The following is a 23048-nucleotide window of genomic DNA, read 5'->3' on the forward strand; positions in this document are numbered from 1 at the left end:
AGCGTCATGGCGTTGATGAACGTGAACCCCAACCGGATGGAGCTGACCCGGCTCAAAAACCGGCTGACCGTGGCCAAACGGGGCCACAAGCTCCTGAAGGACAAGCAAGACGCCCTGATTAAAGCGTTCTTGGAAAAGGCGAAGGCCGTGCGCAAGACGCGGGAAACCGTCGAAGCCGAGTTGGAAAACTGCTACAAGGATTTCCTCATGGCTCGAGCTCAGACCATACCCGCCATGCTGGAAGCCGCGCTGATGAGCAGCGCGGCGGCCTGCGAGCTGACAATCGAAAGCCATAACGTGATGAGCGTGCTCGTCCCCGAGTACCGGGTAGAGCAGAAAGGCAGCACGTTCAGCTACGGCATGGCCACCACGCCGGCCAGTTTGGACGTGGCGTTGGAGAGGTTTTCTCAGGTGATCCCCAAGCTCCTTCAGCTGGCGGCGGACGAAAAGGCCGTGGCCCTGATGTCCTCTGAGATTGAGAAGACCCGCCGGCGCGTCAACGCGCTGGAACACGTGCTCATCCCGTCCTGCATCGAGACGATTCGCCATATCTCGATGAAGCTGGAAGAGCAGGAGCGGTCTACCCTGAGCCGGCTGATGAAGGTCAAGGAAATCGTCCGATCCCATTAGCACCATGATTTAGGTAAAAGCATTCTGCTATGGCAGCATTATTTGCGTGGCGCCCTCCTGTTAGAGGGCGCCACGTTTTTGTGTCAACGAGGTATCGTTTGACGGCGTAGGGTTGTTTTTGTGGCCATAAAAGGTTCTTGTGCTATTTCATGAGAGGTTCAGCAAAAAAATCTGGTACGAAACGGAGATGTTGAACGAAAGACAGAGCAGGTCACGCTGAATCTGATATAATAACTGAAAATAGCCAATATGTCTGCTGGGTGAAGCCGCGGTGTTTTGCGGGGAAAGAGACAGCGGGGCGCATACATAAAGCAAAGTGTTCGCCAGTCGGATATTTTATGATGAGGAAGGCCTTACAATGACAGAGCTTATGAACAGACTCCGTGACAAGACGGCCAAGCTGGGCGTTATCGGCTTGGGATACGTAGGATTGCCCCTCGCTGTCGAAAAGGCTCGGGCTGGTTACCACGTGCTTGGGTTTGATGTCCAAGACGAAAAGGTCAACAAGGTCAACAGGGGAGAAAACTACATCGGTGATATCATCCCCGAGGAGCTGAACAGACTTGTCGAGACTGGGTTCTTGGCGGCGAGCTCGGATTTTGGCCGGATTGCCGAGTGCGACGTGGTGACGATCTGCGTTCCCACCCCCTTGGACGAGTTTAAACAGCCTGACCTGAGCTACATCGAAGCGTCTGCCAAGGAAATTGCGCCGAGGCTTCATCAAGGAATGCTTGTCGTCCTCGAAAGCACCACGTACCCGGGGACGACCGAAGAGGTCGTCAAGCCGATTCTGGAGGGCACAGGCCTCTCCTGCGGCGGGGACTTCCTCTTGGCGTTCAGCCCTGAGCGGGTCGACCCGGGCAACGCCCAGTACAAGACTCACAACACGCCGAAGGTAGTCGGTGGGTGCGGCCCTGAGAGCGCGGCCGCCGCGCAGCTGTTGTACGAGACCATTCTCGGCGCGCCGGTCTTCATGGTCTCGTCGCCTAAGGAAGCCGAGGCGGCGAAGATCCTCGAGAACACGTTCCGAATCGTCAACTGCGCGTTGGCCAACGAAATGGCACTGGTCTTTCACCGGATGGGCATCAACGTCTGGGAAGTCATTTCTGCTGCCGCCACCAAACCGTTCGGCTTCATGCCGTTTTACCCCGGCCCTGGGATCGGCGGCCACTGCATTCCGCTGGACCCGTTCTATCTCACCTATAAGGCCCGGGCGTACGACTACCATACCCGACTGATCGAGCTCAGCGGGGAGATTAACGACGCCATGCCGGATTATGTGGTCGAGCGGCTCATGGAACTGTTGAACGATCGAAGCAAGGCCCTGAAAGGCAGCAAAATTCTTCTGCTTGGATTGGCATACAAGGGCGATATCGACGACCTGCGGGAGTCTCCGTCGCTGAAAATTTGGGATCTGCTGGAGCGTAAGGGAGCAACGGTCGCAGTCTGCGACCCGTATTGCTCAACAGTTCGCCACGGAGGCAAAACCGTCACTCCAGCCGAAATGACCGACGAACTGATCGAAAGCTGCGACGCCGTATTGGTAGCAACCGGGCACAAGAAACGGGTTGACTACGCTCGGCTTGCCGCAAAGGCCAAGCTGATCTTCGATACCCGAAACATCGTCGCCCCGTCACTCCACAAGCCGGTTGAAGAGATCAAAGGCCTGTACATTCTCTAGGAGGCTCACATGTACTGTATCGGCATCGTCGGCTGTGGCCGAATCAGCCACAGTCACGTGAACGCGCTGAAAGCCATGAATGGCGGAGAACTCCGCCTTGTTGCCTGTTGTGACATTATCCCCCAGCGGGCGGATGAAATTGCCGCTTTGACAGGAGCGAAGACGTATACTGACTACGACGTCATGTTGGCGGAAGAAAAACTTGACCTCGTCGTCCTCTGCACGCCTTCGGGGCTGCACCCGGCTCATGCCCTCAAAGCCGCCGAAGCCGGCGTCAACATACTGAGCGAAAAACCGCTGGGCACAAACGACTTGGAAATCATCGACCGGGCAATCGCGGCGGCCGATCGGGCGAACGTGCTGTACTTGGAAGTCAAACAGAACCGGCTGAACCCGCCGATCCTGCTCCTGAGAGAGGCCCTTGAAGCCGGACGGTTCGGCCGAATTCACCAGATCGTCTCCAACGTTTTTTGGGCGCGCCCGCAGGACTACTACGACATGGCGCCTTGGCGCGGCACGTGGGAAATGGACGGCGGGTGCCTGAGCAATCAAGCCGCTCACTATGTGGACATGGTGCAGTGGATGGGCGGTTCTGTCGAAAGCGTTAAGGCGTTCAGCTCCACGCTGGGGCGGCGCATCGAAGCCGAAGACACAATCAGTGTTATCCTCAAGTTCCGCAGCGGTGCCATCGGCAACATCAACGTGTCCGTTTTGACGTACCCGAAAAACTATGAAGGTTCCATCACCGTCATGGGCGAGAAAGGCACCGTCAGAATCGGCGGCGTCGCCATGAACAAAATCGAGACGTGGAACTTTGCCGATTCCCACGAGATGGACAGCCGGATCTCTGAGGCGAGTTATGACCCCAAGAGCGTGTACGGCGGCGGACATGCTGTGCTCTACGAAGAGCTTCCTAAAATTCTCGCCGGCGATCGGACCAGCCGGGCGTACGTCACGGCCAGAGAAGGGCGCAAGACCGTTCAAATCCTCGTGAAAGCGTACCAGGACGCGGAGAAACTGTAAAGTTGTTCAAGGCGGTAAAGATCTAAATCTCAAATTGACGGCGGAAACGTGAAATAAGCAACGGGAGAGATTGAAAGACTCAGCTGGCCAGAAGGAGAGGAAAGCTCTTTCTCGTCCGCTGAGTCTTAACGCATACTGTTCTTTAAAATAGTCGATAACTCGTATGCAAATTGCCTAGCGGTACTACAATAACACGCTGATTTTGCAGCTTGTCTGTATTTGTTTGACGGCCGAGTTTGTTGGGGATCGCACGCTACTATTTAATTCAATCACGGAATGGTGCTTTATGGTAGAAACGGAGTACGATTATTTCGCAACGACCTCGCGAAGGGGCAAAATGTATCCATTGCGTATCGGTTGAAGGAAGTTGTAAAGCATGCTAGGTCGGGGTGTCGTCCATCCGTGAAAAATCACCCCGCAGCGGCAGTTGCCGCAGCGGGGGACATCTCCACGAGTGCGGAGGTCAGCATTCGCTTAGAACACAAATAGGGGCCATCTTCACGAAGATGTAGTTATTTTAAGTATAGCCTCAAAAAAGGGAAAAGTCACTTTTGCTAAAAGCAGCCTATCTGTAATATTGACAAAAATATTCAGACGATGATAATATGGCTCATCTGAAATTTTCAGAGGAATTTAGTCCGGCAGAACGTGGGATCGAGAAGTTGGAGGGGTGCAGGATGAGCGAACGACGCGAATCGTTAGGAAGCCGTTTAGGATTCATTTTCCTTTCGGCTGGTTGTGCCATTGGGCTGGGAAACGTGTGGCGGTTCCCGTATGTCACCGGAAAGTACGGCGGCGCTGCGTTCGTGTTCTTCTATCTTCTGGCTCTGGCGTTTCTCGCTCTGCCGATTATGGTCATGGAGTTCTCGGTCGGCCGGGCATCCCGTCAAAGTGTCGTGGGATCCTTTCAAGTTCTCCAGCCGAAAGGAACCCATTGGGGCGTCTTTGGATATTTTGGCCTAGCGGGCAATTACATTCTGATGATGTTCTACACCGTCGTGACCGGTTGGATGCTGGCGTACAGTTGGTTCTCACTCTCCGGAGTTCTCGCAGGTCTTGGGACGGAGGTTTCCGCTGTTGGAGCTTATTTTGACGGGCTGTTGGCCAGTCCGGGAGCGCTGGCGTTCTGGATGGTTCTGACAGTGCTGATAGGCTCTCTTATCTGCATGATTGGCCTTCAGGCCGGGGTAGAGCGGATCACCAAACTGATGATGGCCGGACTCTTAGTCGTCATGCTGGCGTTGGCCGTCAGGTCGGTGACTCTTCCCGGAGCGGAGAAGGGCATAGCGTTTTATCTGAAACCTGACTTCTCCAACGTGATGAAGCAAGGTCTGTGGAGCACGATTTATTCGGCGGTTGGGCAGGCGTTCTTCACGCTCAGTCTCGGGATTGGCAGTATGGCTATCTTCGGCAGCTACATTTCTCGGGATCGGTCGCTGACCGGCGAGTCGGTGATTATCACGGGACTTGATACGCTGGTTGCTCTTGTGTCTGGGCTGATTATTTTCCCGGCGTGCTTCGCCTACGGCATTCAGCCAAATGCAGGACCGGGATTGATCTTTGTCACTTTGCCGGCCATGTTTAATCACATGCCGCAGGGGCAGGTCTGGAGCACCGCGTTCTTCCTCTTTATGTCGTTTGCTGCCATGACGACAGTGGTCGCCGTGTTTGAGCATTTAATTGCCAGCTCAATGGAGCTGCTGGGTTGGTCTCGACAGAAGGCGTCGGTGGCGAACTTCTTCATCGTGTCGATCCTCGCTTTGCCGTGCGTCTTTGGCTTTAACGTATGGTCCAACGTCGCGCCGCTGGGCAAGGGGACCATCATCCTCGACTTGGAAGACTTTTTGGTGAGTAATAACCTGTTACCGTTGGGCGCGCTGGTCTATTTACTGTTTTGCGTTTCCCGCCGCGGCTGGGGTTGGGAGAATTTCTTGGCTGAGGCGGACTGCGGCGAAGGGATGAAGTTCCCCAGTTGGCTCAGAGGGTATCTGTTGTACGTGGTCCCGCTGATCATTGGCGTGATTATCATTCTGGGCTACTACGAAAAATTCTTTGCTTAATTTATCAACGGCCTTCCGTTCGCGGAAGGTCGTTGCATTTTTATGAAAAGCTATTAAATTAAAATAAAAATGGAGCAACTGCATTAAAGGGGAAGGGTAGAAAATGACGAATACCTTTTGGGCTAAGTTCGACAAAAAAGATCCGACCCGATGGCACAGCTTGTTGGGACACAGCGCTGACGTGGCAGCTGTTACTGAGAGATTACTTCAGCTGCCTTTATGGCGCCGGCGGCTCTCTCGTGCGGCATCGGGTTCAGGTTGGCAGAGTGGGATTGGTGCCCTTGCCGATCGGCTGTGTGCGTACGCTGCGCTCCATGATTTCTCAAAGTTGTCTGCGCAGTTTAGATTGAAAAAGGAGAAAGATCAACACGGCGATTTTTACAAAGGGGTGGACCATATTACAACGGCCTGTGATCTGGTCCTTCGAATGGATCAGGAGGCGGCCTACAGGGGAAAAATTCCTGAGCTCGTTGATTGGGACTGCGATGACTCCGTCTTCCTGCGGATTTTGCTCAGTCATCACGGACGAACGCCGTCTCGTAAAAAGTTGAGGCTACACTGGCCGCTGCTCTGGCCTGACGCTCGGAAAGACGCTCCTGAATGGACTGCTCTCGAAGAGCTTCGGCAGTCGGTGAAGCGGTGGTTTCCCAAGGCGTGGGGGACCGACGAGCGAATGCCGCAGGCTCCGCTGCTCGGGCATTTCTTTGCCGGCGTGTTAATGCTAGCCGATTGGATTGGGTCGACGGAGTACTTTTTCCCCTATGAAGGATGTGATGGCCGACTTCCCAGAGGATGTGGTTGCGATCCCATTACTTGGTCTCGCTCTGCGGCGAGGCGTGCTTTGCGCCAGATTGGACTTGATAGGTCCGAAATTTTTTCTCACAAAGAGTTTTTAGATCAATTCGGCTTTCTCCCGAACGAACTGCAGAAGGCTATAGACAGTTTGCCTCTGTCGGTCGATGGAGGTCTCTACAGCATTGAGGCGCCGACTGGGTGCGGTAAAACTGAGGCGGCTCTGCGGCTGTTCTCTCGCCTGTTTGACGCAGGGCTTGTCGACGGGCTTTATTTTGCGAATCCCAACCGATTAGCCGCGTCGCAGCTTTACGATCGGCTGTGGGCGTTTGACAAGAAGGCGTTCCAAGCCGCTCTGCCGACTGTGCTTGCCGTCCCCGGCTATATCATGGCTGATGGGGTAAAAGGACGTGCTTTGGACAATTTAGAAGTCGCTTGGCCGGATTTTGAGGATCAGGCTAAAGAAAAGGGCGCGTGTCTCGGCCGACGCTGGGCCGCTGAGCGCCCCAAACGGTTTCTGACTTCTCCGTTAGCCGTTGGGACGATCGACCAAGCTCTTCTGAGCACGGTTAGGGTTCGTCACTGTCATCTGCGGGCGGCAGCAATCCAACGGTCATTACTGGTGATTGACGAGGTGCATGCTTCTGACAGTTACATGACTCGGTTGACAAGCAGTCTTTTAGAGTGGTTCAAAAACTTGGGCGGGCATGTCCTGCTGATGTCGGCCACTCTGACTGAAGCCTTGCGAGAACAATACTTTTCCCAGTGGGGCGGCCTTCGCCAGTCAATAAGGTTCAGCAAGTCTCTTTCAGAAAAGAAGGCAGAAAAGAAGGCAGAAAAGAAGGTACCAGCGGGATACCCGCTGATCAGTTCACTTGTTGATCGTCAGAGATCCGATACGGTTGTTCCTCTGACAGCACAAGACAAAAATGTCTCGCTAACTCTTTGGCCGTGCATGACAGATATTAACAAGACCGCTAGACGAGTCGCCGAGCTGTGGCGCAGTGCGCCGGAGAACGAAAAGCCCTGTATTCTTGTGTTGAGAAACACAGTTGCTCAGGCTCAAAAAACGGCGCAGGAGCTTTCTAAACTTCTGCCGGAGAAGGCGCTGTTTCAAGTCCAAGGTGTTTTGACTCTGCATCACGGTCGATTCGCCCCACCGGATCGTAAAGTCCTTGATGAAGCTGTCGAACGGTACTTCGGCAAGGACACAGAAAAAGGCGCACCCGCTGAAAGCGACCGGCGCGATGGTGTTGTCCTCGTAGCGACCCAGACGGTTGAACAGTCCCTAGACGTGGATTTCGACTATCTCGTAGTAGATCTGTGCCCGGGTGACGTACTGCTTCAGCGGATCGGTCGGCTGTTCCGGCATCATCGCCCACGGCCTGCAGGGTTTTGTGAACCCCAATGCGTTCTCTTGGTCCCCTCGGACGAGCCAGACGCGGAGTGGCTGTGCTCTTCGGCCGCTAAAAAGTACGGCTTCGGAGACGAGCGGGCGTACGATAATTTAGTTTCCGTATACGCCACGTGGCGTCGAGCCAAGAGAGACGCACAGGCGGGGAGGCGGTGGCTTCTGCCGAGCCAGAACCGAGAAATTGTGGAAGAAACAGTCGACAAAGGAACAGTTGAAGTAGACCTTTGCGGCGTTCTAGCCCAAGCGAACAGAAGGCAAAATGGCGGGGAAGCGGCAGAGCGTCAGCAAGCGAAGTTTGCTGTGGTTCAGTGGTTAAAGCCGTTTACCAGTTCCGAAAACGAGGTGGGTCAGGAAGTTGGTTTGAGCACAAGGCTGGGGATCCAGGATCTGGAATGCAGGCTGTCGGAACCAATTATAAGTCCATTCGGGCAGGAGCTTCATTCTATAACGGTTCCCGCGTGGATGGCGGGTTACATTCAAGAGGCGGAAGAATCCTGCGGAAAAGGGAAAAAGAATGTAGCCTCTGGCAGTATAATCAAGCCGGACATTTTTGACGGAAAAGTTCGTCTTGGCGAATATTTGGTGTATACCCAGTGGGGTTTAGGTATTGAGAAAGATCCTTTGTAGGAGGTGATGTCCCGGTGATTTTGTACAATCTGTTGAAAGAAAAATTGGTGACGGTCCAGAGTCCGGACGGGCGAAAAACGCAGGCTTCCCTGCCAGATATTTTTGCCATGCTGGAGGAAAATCAAGTTGAAAGCTTCCCGCTGCTGCGTCCGCATCAATCGGCGCCTTGGACCTGTCTGCTGACCCAGTTGGCCGCTCTGGCGCTGGAGGAGTCCGGAGAAACTCTTCCGCCTTTGGACCCAGAGGAGCCGTGGACAATGGTAGGGCGGCACGAGCCTGAGAAGTGGGCTCAGCTGCTTCGGGCCTTGACGCCTGGGTACCCGGAAGACGAGCCGTGGTGTCTCGTCGTTTCAGACGTGACGAAGCCGGCGTTTTTGCAGCCGCCGTCTTCCACAGAAGCGAGCGCGGAAAAGTGCTTCGATAAGGTTGACCTGACACCCGACAACCTAGATTTGACCATTACGAGAAAAGCTCATGATCTGAAACCGGGACTCATTGCCGTGCCGAGAATCGAAGAATGGCTGTTTGCGATCGTCTCGCTTCAAACAAATGCAGGTTTTTTGGGAGCTGAAAATTACGGCATAGCAAGACAGAACGGCGGTCACGGGAAACGAATCTGTAGTTCTTTAGGATCTTCCCGAACAATTGGCGGTCGTTGGGGGCGCAACGTCCGGGTTATCCTTGATCACATAGACGACCTGTACAGTGAGCTGTATGAGGCTGAAAATCCCCTGCGGCTCCTGTGGCTGCTTCCCTGGGATGGAGAAAAGGGCAGTTCGATCTTCGTCGGTGATCTTCACCCGCTGTTCGTGGAGGTGGCTCGGCGGATCCGCTGTGTTGAAAAAGACGGCGGACTGTGCGTCACGCGAGGCGGCACAAAAGACTGGCGAGTGGCAGCGGAGGATTTTCACGGTGCCTTAAATGACCCTTGGACGCCGCTCATTGATGACGAGGGCGACGTCAAAGCGTACGGCGGTGACATGTCATACCGAGGGTTGCAGAAAGTCCTTTGTTTCTCTCACAAACCACTGCTTTTGCAGTGGCATCAGAAGTACGATGGATCTAAGAATCAACTCGTGCTTTTTGAGGGGCTGATGAAAGGTAAGGGAAAAACAGAGGGCGTGGCGTTTCGAGCCCTGCCAGTGTCATCCGCTGTCAGACGGCTGTTCAGCAGTCCTGATTTGACTAAGGAAAATGAAATTGCCTCGGCGATGCTCAATCTCGTCGAAACCGCGGAAAACAAGGTATTAAAAGTTGCCTTGGCGACGTCAGCTCAGGCTCGGCGTCCTAGTTTTAACGGCGCTATTGAGTGGAATGGCCCGGACGTAGACGATTGGATCCCAACCGTTATTCGTGAAATGGACAAAGAAGTTGACGACTTGTTCTTCCTTGCGCTATGGAACGAGCTGGAACGCGGTGCTGGGGCTCGCGACGACAGCGACAAAACGTGGACAGACCGCCTGAGGGAGTTGGTCGAAAAATATTTTGAGCTCGGCATGAAGACACTGTCGTTAGGCAGCGAAATGAATTTGAAAGGCATTGCGCAGGGACGAAACCGACTGTTCGGGCTCATGAAGAACTTACTGCCGGCGGCTCCCTGCCTGAAGGAGGGCGAAAACGAACATGGAGCATAGGGACCTTCTGAAAGAATCGGTGAATAAAATGCTCGATTGGATTAAAAGTGACGGCTGTTCACCCGGCGAACGGGCCGCGCTTCGCCGGATGGATTCACAGCGGACCGGGCGAGTCCTTCCCGGCGCGTTTTGGAAATTACTGGTGTCTCAAGAAATTTTCCCAGAGGGCGAAGGCGAAACCAGAGCGTGGGAAGCGATTCTTCAGGGAATGGCATTGTCGGCCGATGTGAGCTCTGGCGAGGCCCCCTCTTTTGCAAGGGCGCTGGGAACGGCAGACGCCGCGTTGGTAGGCACTACAAGTGAAGACAGACTGATTCGGATGCTACAGGCTCAGGGCGAGCGGTTTTACGACCTTCTACGCGGAATGGTTCGGTTTTGTGCGTCCAGAGGAATATCTTTCAGTTGGGGGGACCTAGCGCGCCTCTGTCTAGCTCAGAATTCGGAGCAACGGCGCAAAACGTGCGAGCACCTTGCCCAAGATTATTATCTTGCTCGTTTCCGCGCCCAAGCAGTAGCTGAAAAGCAGCAATCGCAAACCAACCATGAGGAGGAAAACATTGATGAATAACTTCCCGAGATTCGTTCAGATTTCTACGCTCACAACGTATTCCGCGTCGCTGCTGAACCGAGACGACTCCGGTTTGGCCAAGCGTATTCCCTTTGGCGACAGCGTACGCACCCGAATCAGCTCCCAGTGTCTCAAACGTCACTGGCGGAACGCCGGCGGACCTTACGGCCTTGACAAGGCTGGCGACGCGCTTAGCTTATCGGTTCGCTCTCGGTTCTCGTTTCCTGAGCTGATCGAAAAGCCGCTGGTAGCTGAAGGGTTAGAGCAGAAACTGGTTGTGAGCGGAAGTCAGAAACTCCAGCAGCTTTTGTATAACGGAGAAGAGAAAGGTGATACAAAAAAAGATAAAAAGAAGAAGATCGAGCTTGATGAGGACGGCTACAGCGCCAAGAGAAACGAATTGGTCGTCCTAGGTCGTCCAGAACTAGAATATCTAAAGCAGATTATCCGAGATGCAATTTCCAGTTCGTCCAATATCAAAGAAATAGATAATGCTGTTAAGGATTTCTACACAAAAAGGAAGAGCAACCTCCTTGCGCTTCGCGCCGGCTGCGGCGTCGACGCCGCCATGTTTGGCCGGTTCGTCTCCGGTGACGTGGACGCTAAAGTTACAGCGGCAGTGCACGTCGCTCACTCGTTCACCATTCACGGAGAACAGTCTGAGACGGACTACTTCACGGCAGTTGACGACTTGGTCGAACAGGGGACTGGTCACATCAACGCCGCAGAACTTAACACGGGGATTTACTACGGATACGTCGTCGTGGACGTTCCCCAACTGATTTCCAACCTATGCGGCTGCGATCCTAAAAACAGCGCGGACGCTGACCGTACGCTGGCAGCCCAAGTGACCAGCAACCTGATTCACCTGATGGCGACCGTAACGCCGGGAGCTAAGCTCAGCGGCACAGCACCGTATGCCGCCTCGTGGCTTGTTCTGGCCGAATGGGGCAACAGCCAGCCGAGAACGCTGGCCGATGCGTTCTTTGAAGGCTTGAAGCTGGGATCTGACGGCTCGGCTCGTTCGCTCGCCGTCCAATTGCTTGCCGAATACATTCAGAAGTACGACGCCATGTACACCCCGCAGCTGATCAGACGGTGCGCTTCCATTGAACCGTGCCAAATTCCCGGCGCCGAAAACGGCTCACTGGACGAACTGTGCGAGGCGGTTAAGCTGGCAATTGAGGGGGTATAGCCATGGACTTCTTGGTCCTGAGGTTTCGGGGGCCGATGATGTCATTCGGCGACGTAGCTGTGGACGAGCAGCGGCCTATCGACCGATTCCCCGGCGTATCCATGGTCACCGGTTTGGTGGCTAACGCGCTGGGCTGGGACTGGTCTGAAACGGAAAAACTGCAGGCCTTGCAGGATCGGCTCGTTTTGGCCGTTCGTGAAGATCTGGCCGGAGAAAGGCTGCGGGAGTACCAAACCGTTGCTCTGCCAGGAAAAGGTGGGCTTTTCGTCACTCATTCAATACCGTGCAGCCGCAACCTTGATAAGCCGATGACCGTACAAAAATACTTGTCCTACTGGGCAAACAGCCTCATCACGTGTTTTATCTCTTTAACCGGTCTTGGGACGCCGACACTCGATGAGGTTGCTTGTGCACTAAAAAAGCCGGCACGGCCGCTTTTTCTGGGGCGCAAAACGTGCTTACCGACTGAGCCGGTATTTCGAGGTGAGATCTTCGGCGCTGAATCGCCTGAAGAAGCCGTGCTGCGATCTTGCCAACTGGACAAAAGGCCGCTGAAGTTCGTCGAAAGTCCGCACAGCTGCGTCGTTGAATGGCCTTACGACGGAAGAACCGTGGTTTCTCAAAGCGAAATCTTTGAGCGGCGGGATCTGAAGCAGTGGAAAAACAACATTCACGGCGGCAGCCGGCTGGTTGTTCGGCGGATGGTTTCAGCAGATCGTTTTAAACGGAGGTAATACCATGACAACGTACATGGTGCGTTCCACCGTATCGTTGCCGCATTTGTTTCGCTGGGCAAAAAACGTGAGGATTCAGACAGGCGACATGGGATACACCATCCATGCAGCGACCCGGGCTTTGTGGGGTGAGATAGCCCCTCAGCCGTTTGTGTGGCAGGAGGAAAAAGGGCAGATTCTCGGGTATGCCGCCTCTGACGGAGAAACGCTTCGGGAAGTCCGAAACAGCTGCTCGCGAGAAGACGCCGAGCTACTGCGCAAAGCGTTTTGCCTGCCCGAATTCTGCACGAAAAAAATGCCGGAAGTTTTTCCTGCGGGGCAGAAGTTTAATTTTCAAGTTCTGTGCTGTCCTATTCGCCGTCAAACAAGCCCAACCAGCGGGGAAAAATGCCAAAGTGACGCTTGGCTCGGGGCAGTTTATAACTTATATCGAGGAAAGGGCGGAGCGGAAGGGACCGGCTGTCCGACGGTCATCAGTTTTTACAGACAGCATCCTGACGAATGCCCGTCACCCGAAACCGTTTATAAAGAATGGCTGACTGAACAATTCGCTCGCTCTGGTGGGGCTCGCGTTTTGTTCTCGAATATTAAGGGGAGCCGAACGATCAGAGTCGCGCGTCGGCCCGGTTCTGGCGCGCCGGTGCTTCAGGCGAAAAGGTCAACGCCGGAAGTTCTTTTTAGAGGCTGTCTGCAGGTAGAAAATCAGGATGCCTTCTCTCAAATCCTCGCTAGAGGCGTGGGGCGCCATCGTGCCTTCGGTTTTGGCATGCTGTTGTTGTCGACTATTTGCTGATTAACTCTCGGAAAGAAAATCTTCCAAATGCCGCACGGTACAAAGGAGGACGTTGATGTCATTTGCCCGGTTAGGACTTGAATCAGCGCAAATTCCTCATGTAGACCGCCATGGAATGCTGTGGCTGGAGCGCGGCAATCTGTTCGTTAAAGACGGCACATTAAGATTCGTAAGCGCCGGCGGTGGCTCCTTAGAAAAGGGAACCTACGATATACCATATCAGAACGTTTCCATGATCGTGCTTGAGCCGGGAACGACCATCACGCACGACGTCTTTCGCCTCATGGGGCAGCAAGGCACTGGGCTGATCGCAGTCGGTGACAAGGGGGTGCGCTGTTACACAGCGCCTCCCCTTGGACCTGACCGAAGTGCGCTCGCCCGACGGCAAGTTGAGCTTTGGGCAAATCCGCAGACGCGGCTTCAAGTTGCCTTGGCAATGTATGCCATCAGATTTGGCGAAGAACTGCCGACGCGAAAAATTGAAGACCTTCGGGGAATAGAAGGCGCAAGGCTGAGAAAAAGTTACAGTATTCTTGCCAAGTTCTACGGATTAACGTGGACGCTTCGGCGGTTTAATCGGAAACAGCCCAATAAAACAGATGACATTAACGCGGCAGTTAACCACGCTGCCTCTGCAATGTACGGGGCGGCAGATATTGCTGTCGCTGCAGTCTCTGCTATTCCGCAATTGGGCTTCGTTCACGCCAAATCATGCCGCGCGTTTGCTCTGGATATTGCCGACTTATACCGCACCGAGATCACTCTTCCGGCCGCTTTTCGGGGCTTGGCAAGCTACCTCGAAGAGCCAGGGATGGACTTGGAGCGGCACGTTCGAAAACTCATCGGACAGGAGCTGTACCGTCAGAAAGTCATTTCAAAAATGATTGACCAAATCAAAGAATTGATCCTGCACGGTCAATCTGACGAAGCACTGGAAGAAAAATCTCCATGCTGGTACTGATAACAAATCAGGTCCCAATGAGAGTTCGAGGCTTTCTTGCTGCCTGTTTATTAGAAGTCGCTCCGGGGGTGTACGTGCACCCGAGAATCAACGCTGGCGTCAGAGAGCGCATTTGGAAAATCATGACCGAATGGAGCGTAGAATTTTCGCAGGAAGCTTCTGTGCTCGCCCTTTGGCCGGCTCCGAAAAGCAGCGGCGGCATCAACATTCGGACGATCGGTATTCCTCAGAGGACGCTGATCGATTATGATGGACTCGTGTTAAGCAAACTAACGTCAGCAGACACAAAGGCATTAGAAAGCTAGGGGATAGTACAAATGGAAGACTGAGCTCCACGCAAGTGGAGATGTCCCCGATGACGATTATCTCAAGATTCTTCGGAATCGCTGAGCTCCACGCAAGTGGAGATGTCCCCGGTACAGCGAAGTTAGAGAAGTCAGTTTCTCTCTGAGCTCCACGCAAGTGGAGATGTCCCCCAACATGGTTCTGTAAGAATCGAGGGAAACAACTGAGCTCCACGCAAGTGGAGATGTCCCCAGATACTTCAAAGGGTATGCGTTTTTCTCTGCCTGAGCTCCACGCAAGTGGAGATGTCCCCAAAAATCCCCTGTCCAAAAAGGACAGGGGATTCTGAGCTCCACGCAAGTGGAGATGTCCCTCAAAAATAGGACTTATCATTCAAGCGTGATGTCTGAGCTCCACGCAAGTGGAGATGTCCCCATAAGGACGTACTCAAAGCAATTAGGACGCTCCTGAGCTCCACGCAAGTGGAGATGTCCCCCAAGGAGAACCGCCGGAGCCAACGCGCAGCACCTGAGCTCCACGCAAGTGGAGATGTCCCCGCCCCCTTCAATAATGCCGTCGATGGAGCCGGCTGAGCTCCACGCAAGTGGAGATGTCCCCAACTGTAGTCACGGAAGAGCCGTCTTCGTCAACTGAGCTCCACGCAAGTGGAGATGTCCCTACACAAGGCATGGACTGGGGCCGTAGCGATGACTGAGCTCCACGCAAGTGGAGATGTCCCCCAAGGAGAAGTCAGTCGACAAGGAGAGCCAACCTGAGCTCCACGCAAGTGGAGATGTCCCTTCAAAGATTCTTGGATCTTGGAACATGGAACACTGAGCTCCACGCAAGTGGAGATGTCCCCGAAGTTACCGTCGAACGACGGTATACTGAGTTCTGAGCTCCACGCAAGTGGAGATGTCCCTTCCCTGATAATCATCAGGGCGCACATATAGACCTGAGCTCCACGCAAGTGGAGATGTCCCCCACTCTAAGGCACTATAAAAGTCCATAATGCCCTGAGCTCCACGCAAGTGGAGATGTCCCCGATTTGACGAAACTAAAAAGCGGCGCCGAAGACTGAGCTCCACGCAAGTGGAGATGTCCCCTCTGCGCGATTGACGGTGACGGGCTGGCCGAGCTGAGCTCCACGCAAGTGGAGATGTCCCCAGCCAGGTTACACCGTTAGCTATGCTAACGGTCTGAGCTCCACGCAAGTGGAGATGTCCCCTTGACGCCCTCTCCGCGTACTGGAACGCCATCCTGAGCTCCACGCAAGTGGAGATGTCCCCAAAACCGATCAACTGCTCCACAGGCTTCAAACCTGAGCTCCACGCAAGTGGAGATGTCCCCAAAAATCCCCTGTCCAAAAAGGACAGGGGATTCTGAGCTCCACGCAAGTGGAGATGTCCCTCAAAAATAGGACTTATCATTCAAGCGTGATGTCTGAGCTCCACGCAAGTGGAGATGTCCCCAGCCAGGTTACACCGTTAGCTATGCTAACGGTCTGAGCTCCACGCAAGTGGAGATGTCCCCTTGACGCCCTCTCCGCGTACTGGAACGCCATCCTGAGCTCCACGCAAGTGGAGATGTCCCCGAGCTACAGCGTCATGTCATCTATCCTGTTGACTGAGCTTCACGCAAGTGGAGATGTCCCCTTTCGCGTGGCCTGCGGCGCATAAAAGCCTAGCTGAGCTCCACGCAAGTGGAGATGTCCCCCAGTGTTTGACGCTATCGGCGCAGTTGGCCGACTGAGCTCCACGCAAGTGGAGATGTCCCCAAGACCGCAATCGACAAGAACAAGACGGACATCTGAGCTCCACGCAAGTGGAGATGTCCCTTGATACCTTCTGTCTCTGACAACTTGATAGACCTGAGCTCCACGCAAGTGGAGATGTCCCCGCCACGGCTGCGGCTAGGCGGGCCGGGTTCAGCTGGTCTCCACTCAAGTGGAGATGTCTTCGCCTCAGCAGCGACCAGACGGGCAGGGTACAGCTGCCCTCCGGCGCGCGGAGGCGATCCTTGGCTCGGCTCCGCTTACGGCTTGTTCGACCAGTCATTCGTTCAGGGGCTGGAACGCGCCCCGGGCGGTTCTTACTTCCCGAGCCCTGATGGGCGCCGCCGCTCGGGGCTTTGTCTCGTCAGCGAAAAACGACTTCTGGACGCTCTCCGGACAGGCACTCATTAACAGCGCGACGTGGGCGCCCCGCCTTGGCTCGGCCGAGTACTTCTGGAAGAACTCGGCCGGCTCGCTCTACCAGTCGATGAGCGACCTCAAGGGACCGGACGGAAAGTACCTCGACCCCAAAGTGGCTCGGACCATGGCGACGGGCTTCGGCTCAATCGTCGCGGCCATCGAATACATGTCCCTTTACCGTATGGCCGGGTTGGTGATCCCGAGCGCCCTCAAGAACGCGCCGGGCATATCCCGCTTCCTATCGCTGCCCGAACAGCTGCGGAACGTCACAGAGAAGGCGTTTGCCAAAACGACGCTGGCCAAGCTCATGACGACCAAGACGTTCAGCGGGCTCCTGCTTCGTCAGGGGGCCAACTACGCCGAACAGGTTTTTTCAGAATCACTTGAAGAGGGCGAACAGCAGTTCGTCTCCGAGCTTTCCATGGACGTGGCCCGCTGGGTGGCCGGCACCCCGACGCGCACGATTGGCGAATCTATTCGCAACGCGCTGTCCGAAGGCGTTTCGACCACGGCTCAGAGCGTGCCGGTCTTCGCTACAGGCATGTTGCCCGGCGCAATGCTGGGCGTTGGCGTTGCGGCGGCAGAACACGCCGGTTACAGCCTTTCTCCGGCGGGCCGGCGCGCTAAGGCACTAGAAGCCATAGAAAAAGCCGCCGCGTCTCAAGAAGAGACGCAAGCGGCTGAAGAAGCGACGGCAGAGGGGAAGGCAGAAAGAAACAAAACGTCCGAAGGGCAAGTTCAGGAACAGGCGGAAACGCCCGTGTTCGCGCCCAAGGCGGCGTTGGAAGAGTTCTTCCAGTCGGCGCCTGAGGCCGCCGCCCTAGCGGAAGAAATGGGCATCTTGAAGCGCGCCGAAGTCAAGGGCACGGGCGAAGTGGTGATGACGTCCGAAGAGTTCAAGCGGCTGGCGGAAGCCGCGCCCGACCTGACGGCCAAGCTCGGCCAAGACCTGCGCTACGGCACGAGCGGGGAAACGGTACGGGAGCTACACGCCAAACTCCAGAAGCAGGACCGGCTTCACGACCCGCTCGAGCAGAACACGCCGGAAGCGAAAGCCGCCGTCACCCTGAGGGAAACCATGAGGAAGCAGTTCGTCGAGGCGGGGCAGAGCGACGAGTTAGCCGCCATGAACGCTGACCTCTATAGCCGCTACGTCTACCGCCGAGTACTGGACAAGCAGGCTTCAGGGCGGGAAGCGACCGTTGAGAGCGAGCATAAGCTCCAAGTGCGCAAGTGGGAGGAAGCGCAGTTAAAGGGCGACGCCGGAAGCCTGTATGGACAGGACCAGCAGCCTGCCATGTACGAACAGCGCTTGAACCAAGACGAGAAACAATGGTCTCAGGTCATAGACAATCTCGCGCAGACCGACGCCCGGGTTCAAACGCAAATGATGAGAACCCCGCTCGTATTTACGCTTGTCACAACTCGAGACGGAAGCAGCGTTTCGCCTTATCCTCTCTTTGTCTCGGCAGGGAAACTGCAGAAAATCCAGCGGGATCACCCGTACATGACCAACGACGTGCTGAAGCAGATCCCCAGAGCGCTGGCCGATCCTATTGCTATTTTCAGGTCTGCGGAGAACTCCAAAAATCCGAACGGTCTTGTGGCGATGCTCGAACTGCGCGTTCCAGTCAATGCGCAGGGAGAAAAGGACACGGTTATTGCGGCGTTACATTTGAATGCGAAAAAAAGTCATGCAGACGTTGACATCAATGTCCTTACTTCGGCCTATGCCAAAGCGAACGAGAGAGTTGATCCTGTTAAGCCGAACCCTAAATGGTTCACGTCTCAGGAAAAACTAAACAATCTCGTTTACGTAAACACAGAAAAAAGTTCCGCTTGGTCGCAGACGACGGGGGTTCAATTCCCCAGTGTGGCGACCAAACGGAACTTTCTGACAAACAGTATAAAGACTGAAGCCGACCTTGTCAAGGCTCGAAAAGAAGGTGGAAACCAGTTTTACCAAGGCGGAACCGAGGTCAAGCGGCAGGGCAAGCTGAAGCAGGACCGCGTCGAATGGGGGCGCGCCGTCGACAGATTTGTTGCCGGCGAAATGGATCAGCACGCTATCACTCGCGTGATGGACATGCCGCTGGCGTTGCAGCTTGCAGGTGCACCAGTTCGGGAGATCGTCGCGGATTATAAATTCTTTGCCCATACGCTCCAAGGGAAACACTCGGAACAGATCTCCACGGCTTTGATGAAAAAGCTGGTAACGTCTTTGGCTGACCCAATCATGGTGTTCGATTCGGACAGTCATCCGGGGACGTCCCTTGTGGCGATGCTGGAGCTGCAGGATAAGCAGGGAGCGACGGTCGTCGTCCCGGTTCGCCTGCAGATGAACCCCGGCGATCCTAATTCTCCGGCGATCCTGTCTTCGTTTTACGGCAAGGGGAACAGCAGCACAGGGATTCCCAGCAACCGTTGGTTTGTCCACCAGATTGAAAAAGGCAATCTCAAGTACATCAACACAAAAAAAAGCACCCGCTGGAGTAGTGCCGGAGGGCTCCAATTGCCCAAAGTCCTTGCTCCATCAGGTCCTTTTAAGGACAGTATAAAGACTGAAGCCGACCTTGTCAAGGCTCGAAAAGAAGGTGGAAACCAGTTTTACCAAAGCGGAACGCAGGGGCTAGGAGAGCCGCTAGTCCGTGAGGGCCTGACGAGAAAATCGGACGACGCGCAAGCTCAGGTCGTCCATATGGCAGAAAATGCTGTGCCTGAGTTTGACCGGACACGTGACTTCCGCAACTGGCTCAAGTCAATCCTGATGGCCGACGGCAATCCGCCTGTGAAAATTGTCTCGACGGGGGACGTGGCAGGATTTACAAAATCCAATATTGAGGCTTCTCTGAAACGCTCACGCTCGTCGGAGCATAGAAACGCGTACGCCACGCTGCGCCGGATGATCTCCCTTGCCGAATATGACCATTACGAACCCGCAGACGCTAAGCACCCGTATGTTCAGGGGCAGGATGTGTATTATTCGGCGCTCTCAGTTGGCGATAAGTTGTATTCCGTGAAACTTAAACTAGACGTGCTTCCCGAGGCGGGACGATCCAACGAAAACGTAACTTATAAGGACCATCGCTTGGCCGAAATAGAAATAGCGCCCGCCCTGTACCGCAGAGTACTCGGGGAAGCCCAAGGCTCTGCGCAGGAAGCGGACGCAATTTCTACCGTCAGTTTAGGCATTCTGCGCGGGGATGTCAAGCCGTCGGCGTACGACGGCGCGCATTTGTCGCAAGATTACCGCGGCTCTATTCAGTTCACTCAGGACGGCCGCTCGCTGGTGACGCTGTTTAAGAACGCCGACGCCAGCACGTTCGTCCACGAGATGGGACACATGCTCCTGAACGACCTCATCGCCGACGGGACGGCGTCCGACGCGTCAGAGCGGGCGAAAAGCGACTTGGCGCTGGTGGCCGACTATCTGGGACTGGACGAAAAGGTCTTCAAAGGCTCCGATAAAGAGAGGCTGCGCGTTGGACACGAGAAGTTCGCCCGGAGTTTTGAGGCCTACCTGCTCACAGGTCAAGCGCCGTCGATGGGGCTGAAGGGCGTGTTCGCCCGGTTCAGGAAGATGCTCTTGTCCATCTACGCCGACGTTCGGGCGCTGGACGTCGAACTGTCGCCTGAGATCACTGAGCTGTTCGACCGGCTGCTTGCCACGCCCGAAGAGATGGACGCCCGAATGGCTGAAGAGACGACGGTGAACCAGTTGGCCGTCGAGGAAGAACTGGGTCGTCAGCGGCTGGAAGAGCTGGAACGGGAAATGGCGAACGCTCCGGAGCGGGAAGAAACGCCATCGATGTCGAACGACGGCGATCAGCTGATATCGAGGAAATTGGCCCAGCGGCAGAGCCGGATAGCCTACGAGGAAGGCCGGCGCGCCGAGCGGCAAAGGGGAACGGACCGAGCCAAAGAGGCCTACCAGCGCGGAAAGGCGATGGCTCGGGATCAGATACTGAGGAAGATCGAACGCCTCAAGGAAGCCAGAGAACGGCGTCAAGCCCTGCGGTCTGAGGTAAAGTCGATTCTGGCGGAGATCAAGAAAGCCGCCGCTGATAAGGAAATGAGCTGGGCGACGTCACGGGAGCTTCGAGAGCTGCTGGAGGACTACACGTTGCGCAAGCCACGGAAAGACACGCTCCAACGGGCCGCTGACTTGAAGGCGTATCTGGAAAGCAACCCTGAAGTCGACCTAGCAGATTTCAACAAGCAGGACATCAAACTGCTGCATATGCTCGAGACGACCACGCTGGGAGACATGACGATGGCAGACCTGCGCGGGCTCTCTTCCCGGGTACAAGAACTTCACCGTAAAGGGAAGTGGGAGTACGTTCAGTGGGAGGGCGAGCGGAAACAACGGCGGGATGACTGGTTGGGAAAACTCATGGACGACATCACGAAGATGCCGGCCAAAGAGAAGGAAGGCACGATCACCAGCTCTGATGACCTGCGCAAGCAGTATGAGGGCGTGACTGGGGCGCTCGCCAAGGTCAAGGACAGCGTACTGCCTTGGACGCTTGGAGCCAACAGACTGTTCGACTGGATCGGCGGGGGAAAGGGAACCTACCAGAGCAGCTTCACCAAGTTCTTCGTCGACCGGGTGAACGAGGCTCGCGACGGCATGCTGCGCCACGTGTTTGACCGACGCCAGCAGGTTGAAGCGGCCATGGCTGAGTTTGGGATTACCCCCGATCGACTGGCTACGCGGCGGCACCAGAAGTTAGTCGCTTAAGGCTTTCTTTTAAGATTTTGTGATTTGAACCAGAGTTAGATAAACCCAGTTGCTTTAAAAACTCGTAAATGGACACACTGACGCAGCCGTTATGATCGGCTCGTTCACGGTAAAAATGCATGAAGCCCATCCAGGTGTCCAGATCTTTTTGATCCAATTCGATACCAATGTAACTTACTTCACAGCCGTTCTTTTTATAGCATGTCTTCTGTAATACCTTTCGACGGCCGGATCTCACTAAGCCGAACAAAGACGTCCTAAGAATTTGTATAGGTGTTGCGCAGTGACCTTCTGCGATCTTAGGTAGAGTGATCTTCCCAAGTTGGGGTTCTTTGACGATAGCCACAAGCCGCTTAACAGACCCCTTGTCTTGTTCGCAGCCGTCTTTCACCTGTTTCACGACGTCTTCGTAGAGGCCAGCTATTTTTGGCGTCTTGACGCGGTACTTTTCGATTAAGCGCTCCAACTCATCAAAAAAATTGGCCACTTCGTCCGCTGATTCTTCTGGTTCGGTCTTGACAAAATCTCTGTTTTTGCTATCGTCGGTCATGACATAACCTCCAACGTTATGTTAATTTACCCCGTCCTGGGACGGGGTAAACGAAGGCCGGCCAGACCGGCCTTTTTTGTTTGTTGATGTTAATTCTACACTTTAAATCGCGAGCGAGCATCCGCTAACGCTGATTGTAGCGCCCTAAAGATCTGATTGACCTCATCAGCGGAATACTCGTAAAAACTTGACGAGAGATTACCGAGTAAACGGATCTTCTCAAGAAGGGCGTTCACGCGAGCTTCAGAAAGCCTAATAAAACGATGGTGTCTCGTTTCCGTTGTTTTTTCGTTTGTCATGAAAAAGCTCCTCTCTCTTAGAATGCGACTTGTATTTCTTAAATACAATTATAATATATCACGAATATTTGTAAATAACTCACGGACAAAATCTATCCCGACGCGGGTAAATAAGTAATTATACATATATCGTGTTTGAGAATAGTTTAACGAGCGCAAAATCCTAACCGTAACTTTTGTCTCGACAGCAAAAAAAGTTCCTTTCAAAGAGTGCCTTTTCGTCTTTAGAATTGGTTAAATATCAATAATGTTATATTATCGTTAGTTAAAAATAGCGCCAAACTCTTAAATTTTTTAATGCGTCTAAACTAGTTGACTAATATTGACTTCTCACAAAAAATAACGAGTCCACACCGCAATTACGGCATGAACTCGTCATTTACGCGCTTTATATGACCCGCGCAGTTTCTGGCGCGAGACGGCCGAAGGCCGAGCAGTTGCTTTTAGCGTTCTAGCTCTAATCCTCTATCCTGAGGCGCTCGAAGAAGGAATCCTCGATCATGACAATATCCAATTCTGACTGGATCATGAGATACTTGAAAATTCCCCGTTAGATGTGATCGTATATGCTTGATAAGTCCTGTAGAAGTTTCTTGAAATATTAGGTTTTCCGTAACTCCAAGAATGCGTCCATCATAAGTTTGTCTCTGTTTTGCTAGTTGAGCACAATCCATTAGTAATCCTTGATATTTTCCTAGCGGTACCTGAGAAAGGTCTTTAACTTTATTACGTACTATTTCATAAGCTAACTGTTTTCTTGGAGTAGCCGCAACGAAAAGAATTTGTTCTGTAAATTTAGTTTTACGCCGTATGTCTAACTTAAGAGCAGTATTTGGGAAATATATATCTTTATTTTAAGTACAATAC

Annotated in this window: 14 protein-coding genes and 1 CRISPR repeat array; of the genes, 13 read left to right on the forward strand and 1 reads right to left on the reverse strand. The window is 54.0% G+C overall.

Annotation, left to right across the window (positions count from 1 at the left end):
* Positions 1–6 precede the first annotated feature (6 nt).
* The 13 genes from JONANDRAFT_RS00765 to JONANDRAFT_RS00825 all read left to right on the forward strand — a co-directional run bounded on the left by JONANDRAFT_RS00765 (position 7) and on the right by JONANDRAFT_RS00825 (position 21332).
* Entirely contained in the window at positions 7–630 is a 624-nt protein-coding gene (locus tag JONANDRAFT_RS00765; protein WP_008522370.1) for a V-type ATP synthase subunit D, read from the forward strand.
* A 358-nt stretch (positions 631–988) separates the two neighbouring features.
* A complete protein-coding gene (locus tag JONANDRAFT_RS00770) occupies positions 989–2311 on the forward strand; it encodes a nucleotide sugar dehydrogenase (RefSeq protein ID WP_008522371.1) in 1323 nt (440 codons plus the stop codon).
* 9 nt (positions 2312–2320) lie between these two features.
* On the forward strand, positions 2321–3334 hold the full coding sequence (locus JONANDRAFT_RS00775) for a Gfo/Idh/MocA family protein (RefSeq protein ID WP_008522372.1): 1014 nt from the start codon (positions 2321–2323) through the stop codon (positions 3332–3334).
* 677 nt (positions 3335–4011) lie between these two features.
* The gene (locus JONANDRAFT_RS00780; RefSeq protein WP_008522373.1) at positions 4012–5394 is read left to right on the forward strand and encodes a sodium-dependent transporter; all 1383 of its coding nucleotides are present in this window, start codon (positions 4012–4014) and stop codon (positions 5392–5394) included.
* A 103-nt stretch (positions 5395–5497) separates the two neighbouring features.
* Positions 5498–8227, forward strand: coding sequence for a CRISPR-associated helicase/endonuclease Cas3 (locus JONANDRAFT_RS00785; RefSeq protein WP_008522374.1), 2730 nt, complete (start codon positions 5498–5500; stop codon positions 8225–8227).
* A 14-nt stretch (positions 8228–8241) separates the two neighbouring features.
* Complete coding sequence (locus tag JONANDRAFT_RS00790) at positions 8242–9861, forward strand: CRISPR-associated protein Cse1 (RefSeq protein ID WP_008522375.1); 1620 nt, start codon at positions 8242–8244, stop codon at positions 9859–9861.
* On the forward strand, positions 9851–10429 hold the full coding sequence (casB, locus tag JONANDRAFT_RS00795; protein ID WP_008522043.1) for a type I-E CRISPR-associated protein Cse2/CasB: 579 nt from the start codon (positions 9851–9853) through the stop codon (positions 10427–10429). Before JONANDRAFT_RS00790 ends, casB begins: the two co-directional genes overlap by 11 nt.
* The gene (gene cas7e / locus JONANDRAFT_RS00800) at positions 10422–11624 is read left to right on the forward strand and encodes a type I-E CRISPR-associated protein Cas7/Cse4/CasC (protein ID WP_008522376.1); all 1203 of its coding nucleotides are present in this window, start codon (positions 10422–10424) and stop codon (positions 11622–11624) included. The genes casB and cas7e overlap by 8 nt, the downstream gene beginning before the upstream one ends.
* Positions 11625–11626: 2 nt before the next feature.
* Entirely contained in the window at positions 11627–12358 is a 732-nt protein-coding gene (cas5e, locus tag JONANDRAFT_RS00805; protein WP_008522377.1) for a type I-E CRISPR-associated protein Cas5/CasD, read from the forward strand.
* A gap of 4 nt (positions 12359–12362) precedes the next feature.
* On the forward strand, positions 12363–13151 hold the full coding sequence (locus JONANDRAFT_RS00810) for a type I-E CRISPR-associated protein Cas6/Cse3/CasE (protein WP_008522378.1): 789 nt from the start codon (positions 12363–12365) through the stop codon (positions 13149–13151).
* Positions 13152–13206: 55 nt separating this feature from the next.
* On the forward strand, positions 13207–14112 hold the full coding sequence (gene cas1e / locus JONANDRAFT_RS00815; protein WP_008522380.1) for a type I-E CRISPR-associated endonuclease Cas1e: 906 nt from the start codon (positions 13207–13209) through the stop codon (positions 14110–14112).
* A gap of 17 nt (positions 14113–14129) precedes the next feature.
* The gene (gene cas2e, locus JONANDRAFT_RS00820) at positions 14130–14417 is read left to right on the forward strand and encodes a type I-E CRISPR-associated endoribonuclease Cas2e (protein WP_231286772.1); all 288 of its coding nucleotides are present in this window, start codon (positions 14130–14132) and stop codon (positions 14415–14417) included.
* Between the two features lie 20 nt (positions 14418–14437).
* A CRISPR array of direct repeats spans positions 14438–16357; the repeat unit is 29 nt; unit sequence CTGAGCTCCACGCAAGTGGAGATGTCCCC.
* A 148-nt stretch (positions 16358–16505) separates the two neighbouring features.
* Positions 16506–21332 carry a MuF-C-terminal domain-containing protein gene (locus tag JONANDRAFT_RS00825; protein WP_008522383.1) on the forward strand — a complete coding sequence of 1609 codons (4827 nt, stop codon included), beginning with the start codon at positions 16506–16508 and terminating at the stop codon, positions 21330–21332.
* On the opposite strand, the gene trfA is transcribed toward JONANDRAFT_RS00825, so the two are convergent.
* Positions 21301–21882, reverse strand: a complete 582-nt coding sequence (gene trfA / locus JONANDRAFT_RS00830; protein WP_008522385.1) for a plasmid replication initiator TrfA — start codon at positions 21880–21882, stop codon at positions 21301–21303. The two genes, JONANDRAFT_RS00825 and trfA, sit on opposite strands and share 32 nt — an antisense overlap.
* Positions 21883–23048: the final 1166 nt, after the last annotated feature.

It is taken from the genome of Jonquetella anthropi DSM 22815 (assembly GCF_000237805.1).
Taxonomy (GTDB): domain Bacteria; phylum Synergistota; class Synergistia; order Synergistales; family Dethiosulfovibrionaceae; genus Jonquetella; species Jonquetella anthropi.

Excerpts from the sequence above, each read along its gene's own strand:
- JONANDRAFT_RS00785 (WP_008522374.1), top strand. The coding sequence starts at position 5,498 with ATGACGAATACCTTTTGGGCTAAGTTCGACAAAAAAGATCCGACCCGA.
- casB (WP_008522043.1), top strand. The coding sequence starts at position 9,851 with ATGGAGCATAGGGACCTTCTGAAAGAATCGGTGAATAAAATGCTCGAT.
- JONANDRAFT_RS00810 (WP_008522378.1), top strand. The coding sequence starts at position 12,363 with ATGACAACGTACATGGTGCGTTCCACCGTATCGTTGCCGCATTTGTTT.
- cas5e (WP_008522377.1), top strand. The coding sequence starts at position 11,627 with ATGGACTTCTTGGTCCTGAGGTTTCGGGGGCCGATGATGTCATTCGGC.
- JONANDRAFT_RS00825 (WP_008522383.1), top strand. The coding sequence starts at position 16,506 with ATGGGCGCCGCCGCTCGGGGCTTTGTCTCGTCAGCGAAAAACGACTTC.
- trfA (WP_008522385.1), bottom strand. The coding sequence starts at position 21,882 with ATGACCGACGATAGCAAAAACAGAGATTTTGTCAAGACCGAACCAGAA.
- JONANDRAFT_RS00775 (WP_008522372.1), top strand. The coding sequence starts at position 2,321 with ATGTACTGTATCGGCATCGTCGGCTGTGGCCGAATCAGCCACAGTCAC.
- JONANDRAFT_RS00780 (WP_008522373.1), top strand. The coding sequence starts at position 4,012 with ATGAGCGAACGACGCGAATCGTTAGGAAGCCGTTTAGGATTCATTTTC.
- JONANDRAFT_RS00770 (WP_008522371.1), top strand. The coding sequence starts at position 989 with ATGACAGAGCTTATGAACAGACTCCGTGACAAGACGGCCAAGCTGGGC.
- JONANDRAFT_RS00765 (WP_008522370.1), top strand. The coding sequence starts at position 7 with ATGGCGTTGATGAACGTGAACCCCAACCGGATGGAGCTGACCCGGCTC.
- cas1e (WP_008522380.1), top strand. The coding sequence starts at position 13,207 with ATGTCATTTGCCCGGTTAGGACTTGAATCAGCGCAAATTCCTCATGTA.
- cas7e (WP_008522376.1), top strand. The coding sequence starts at position 10,422 with ATGAATAACTTCCCGAGATTCGTTCAGATTTCTACGCTCACAACGTAT.
- cas2e (WP_231286772.1), top strand. The coding sequence starts at position 14,130 with ATGAGAGTTCGAGGCTTTCTTGCTGCCTGTTTATTAGAAGTCGCTCCG.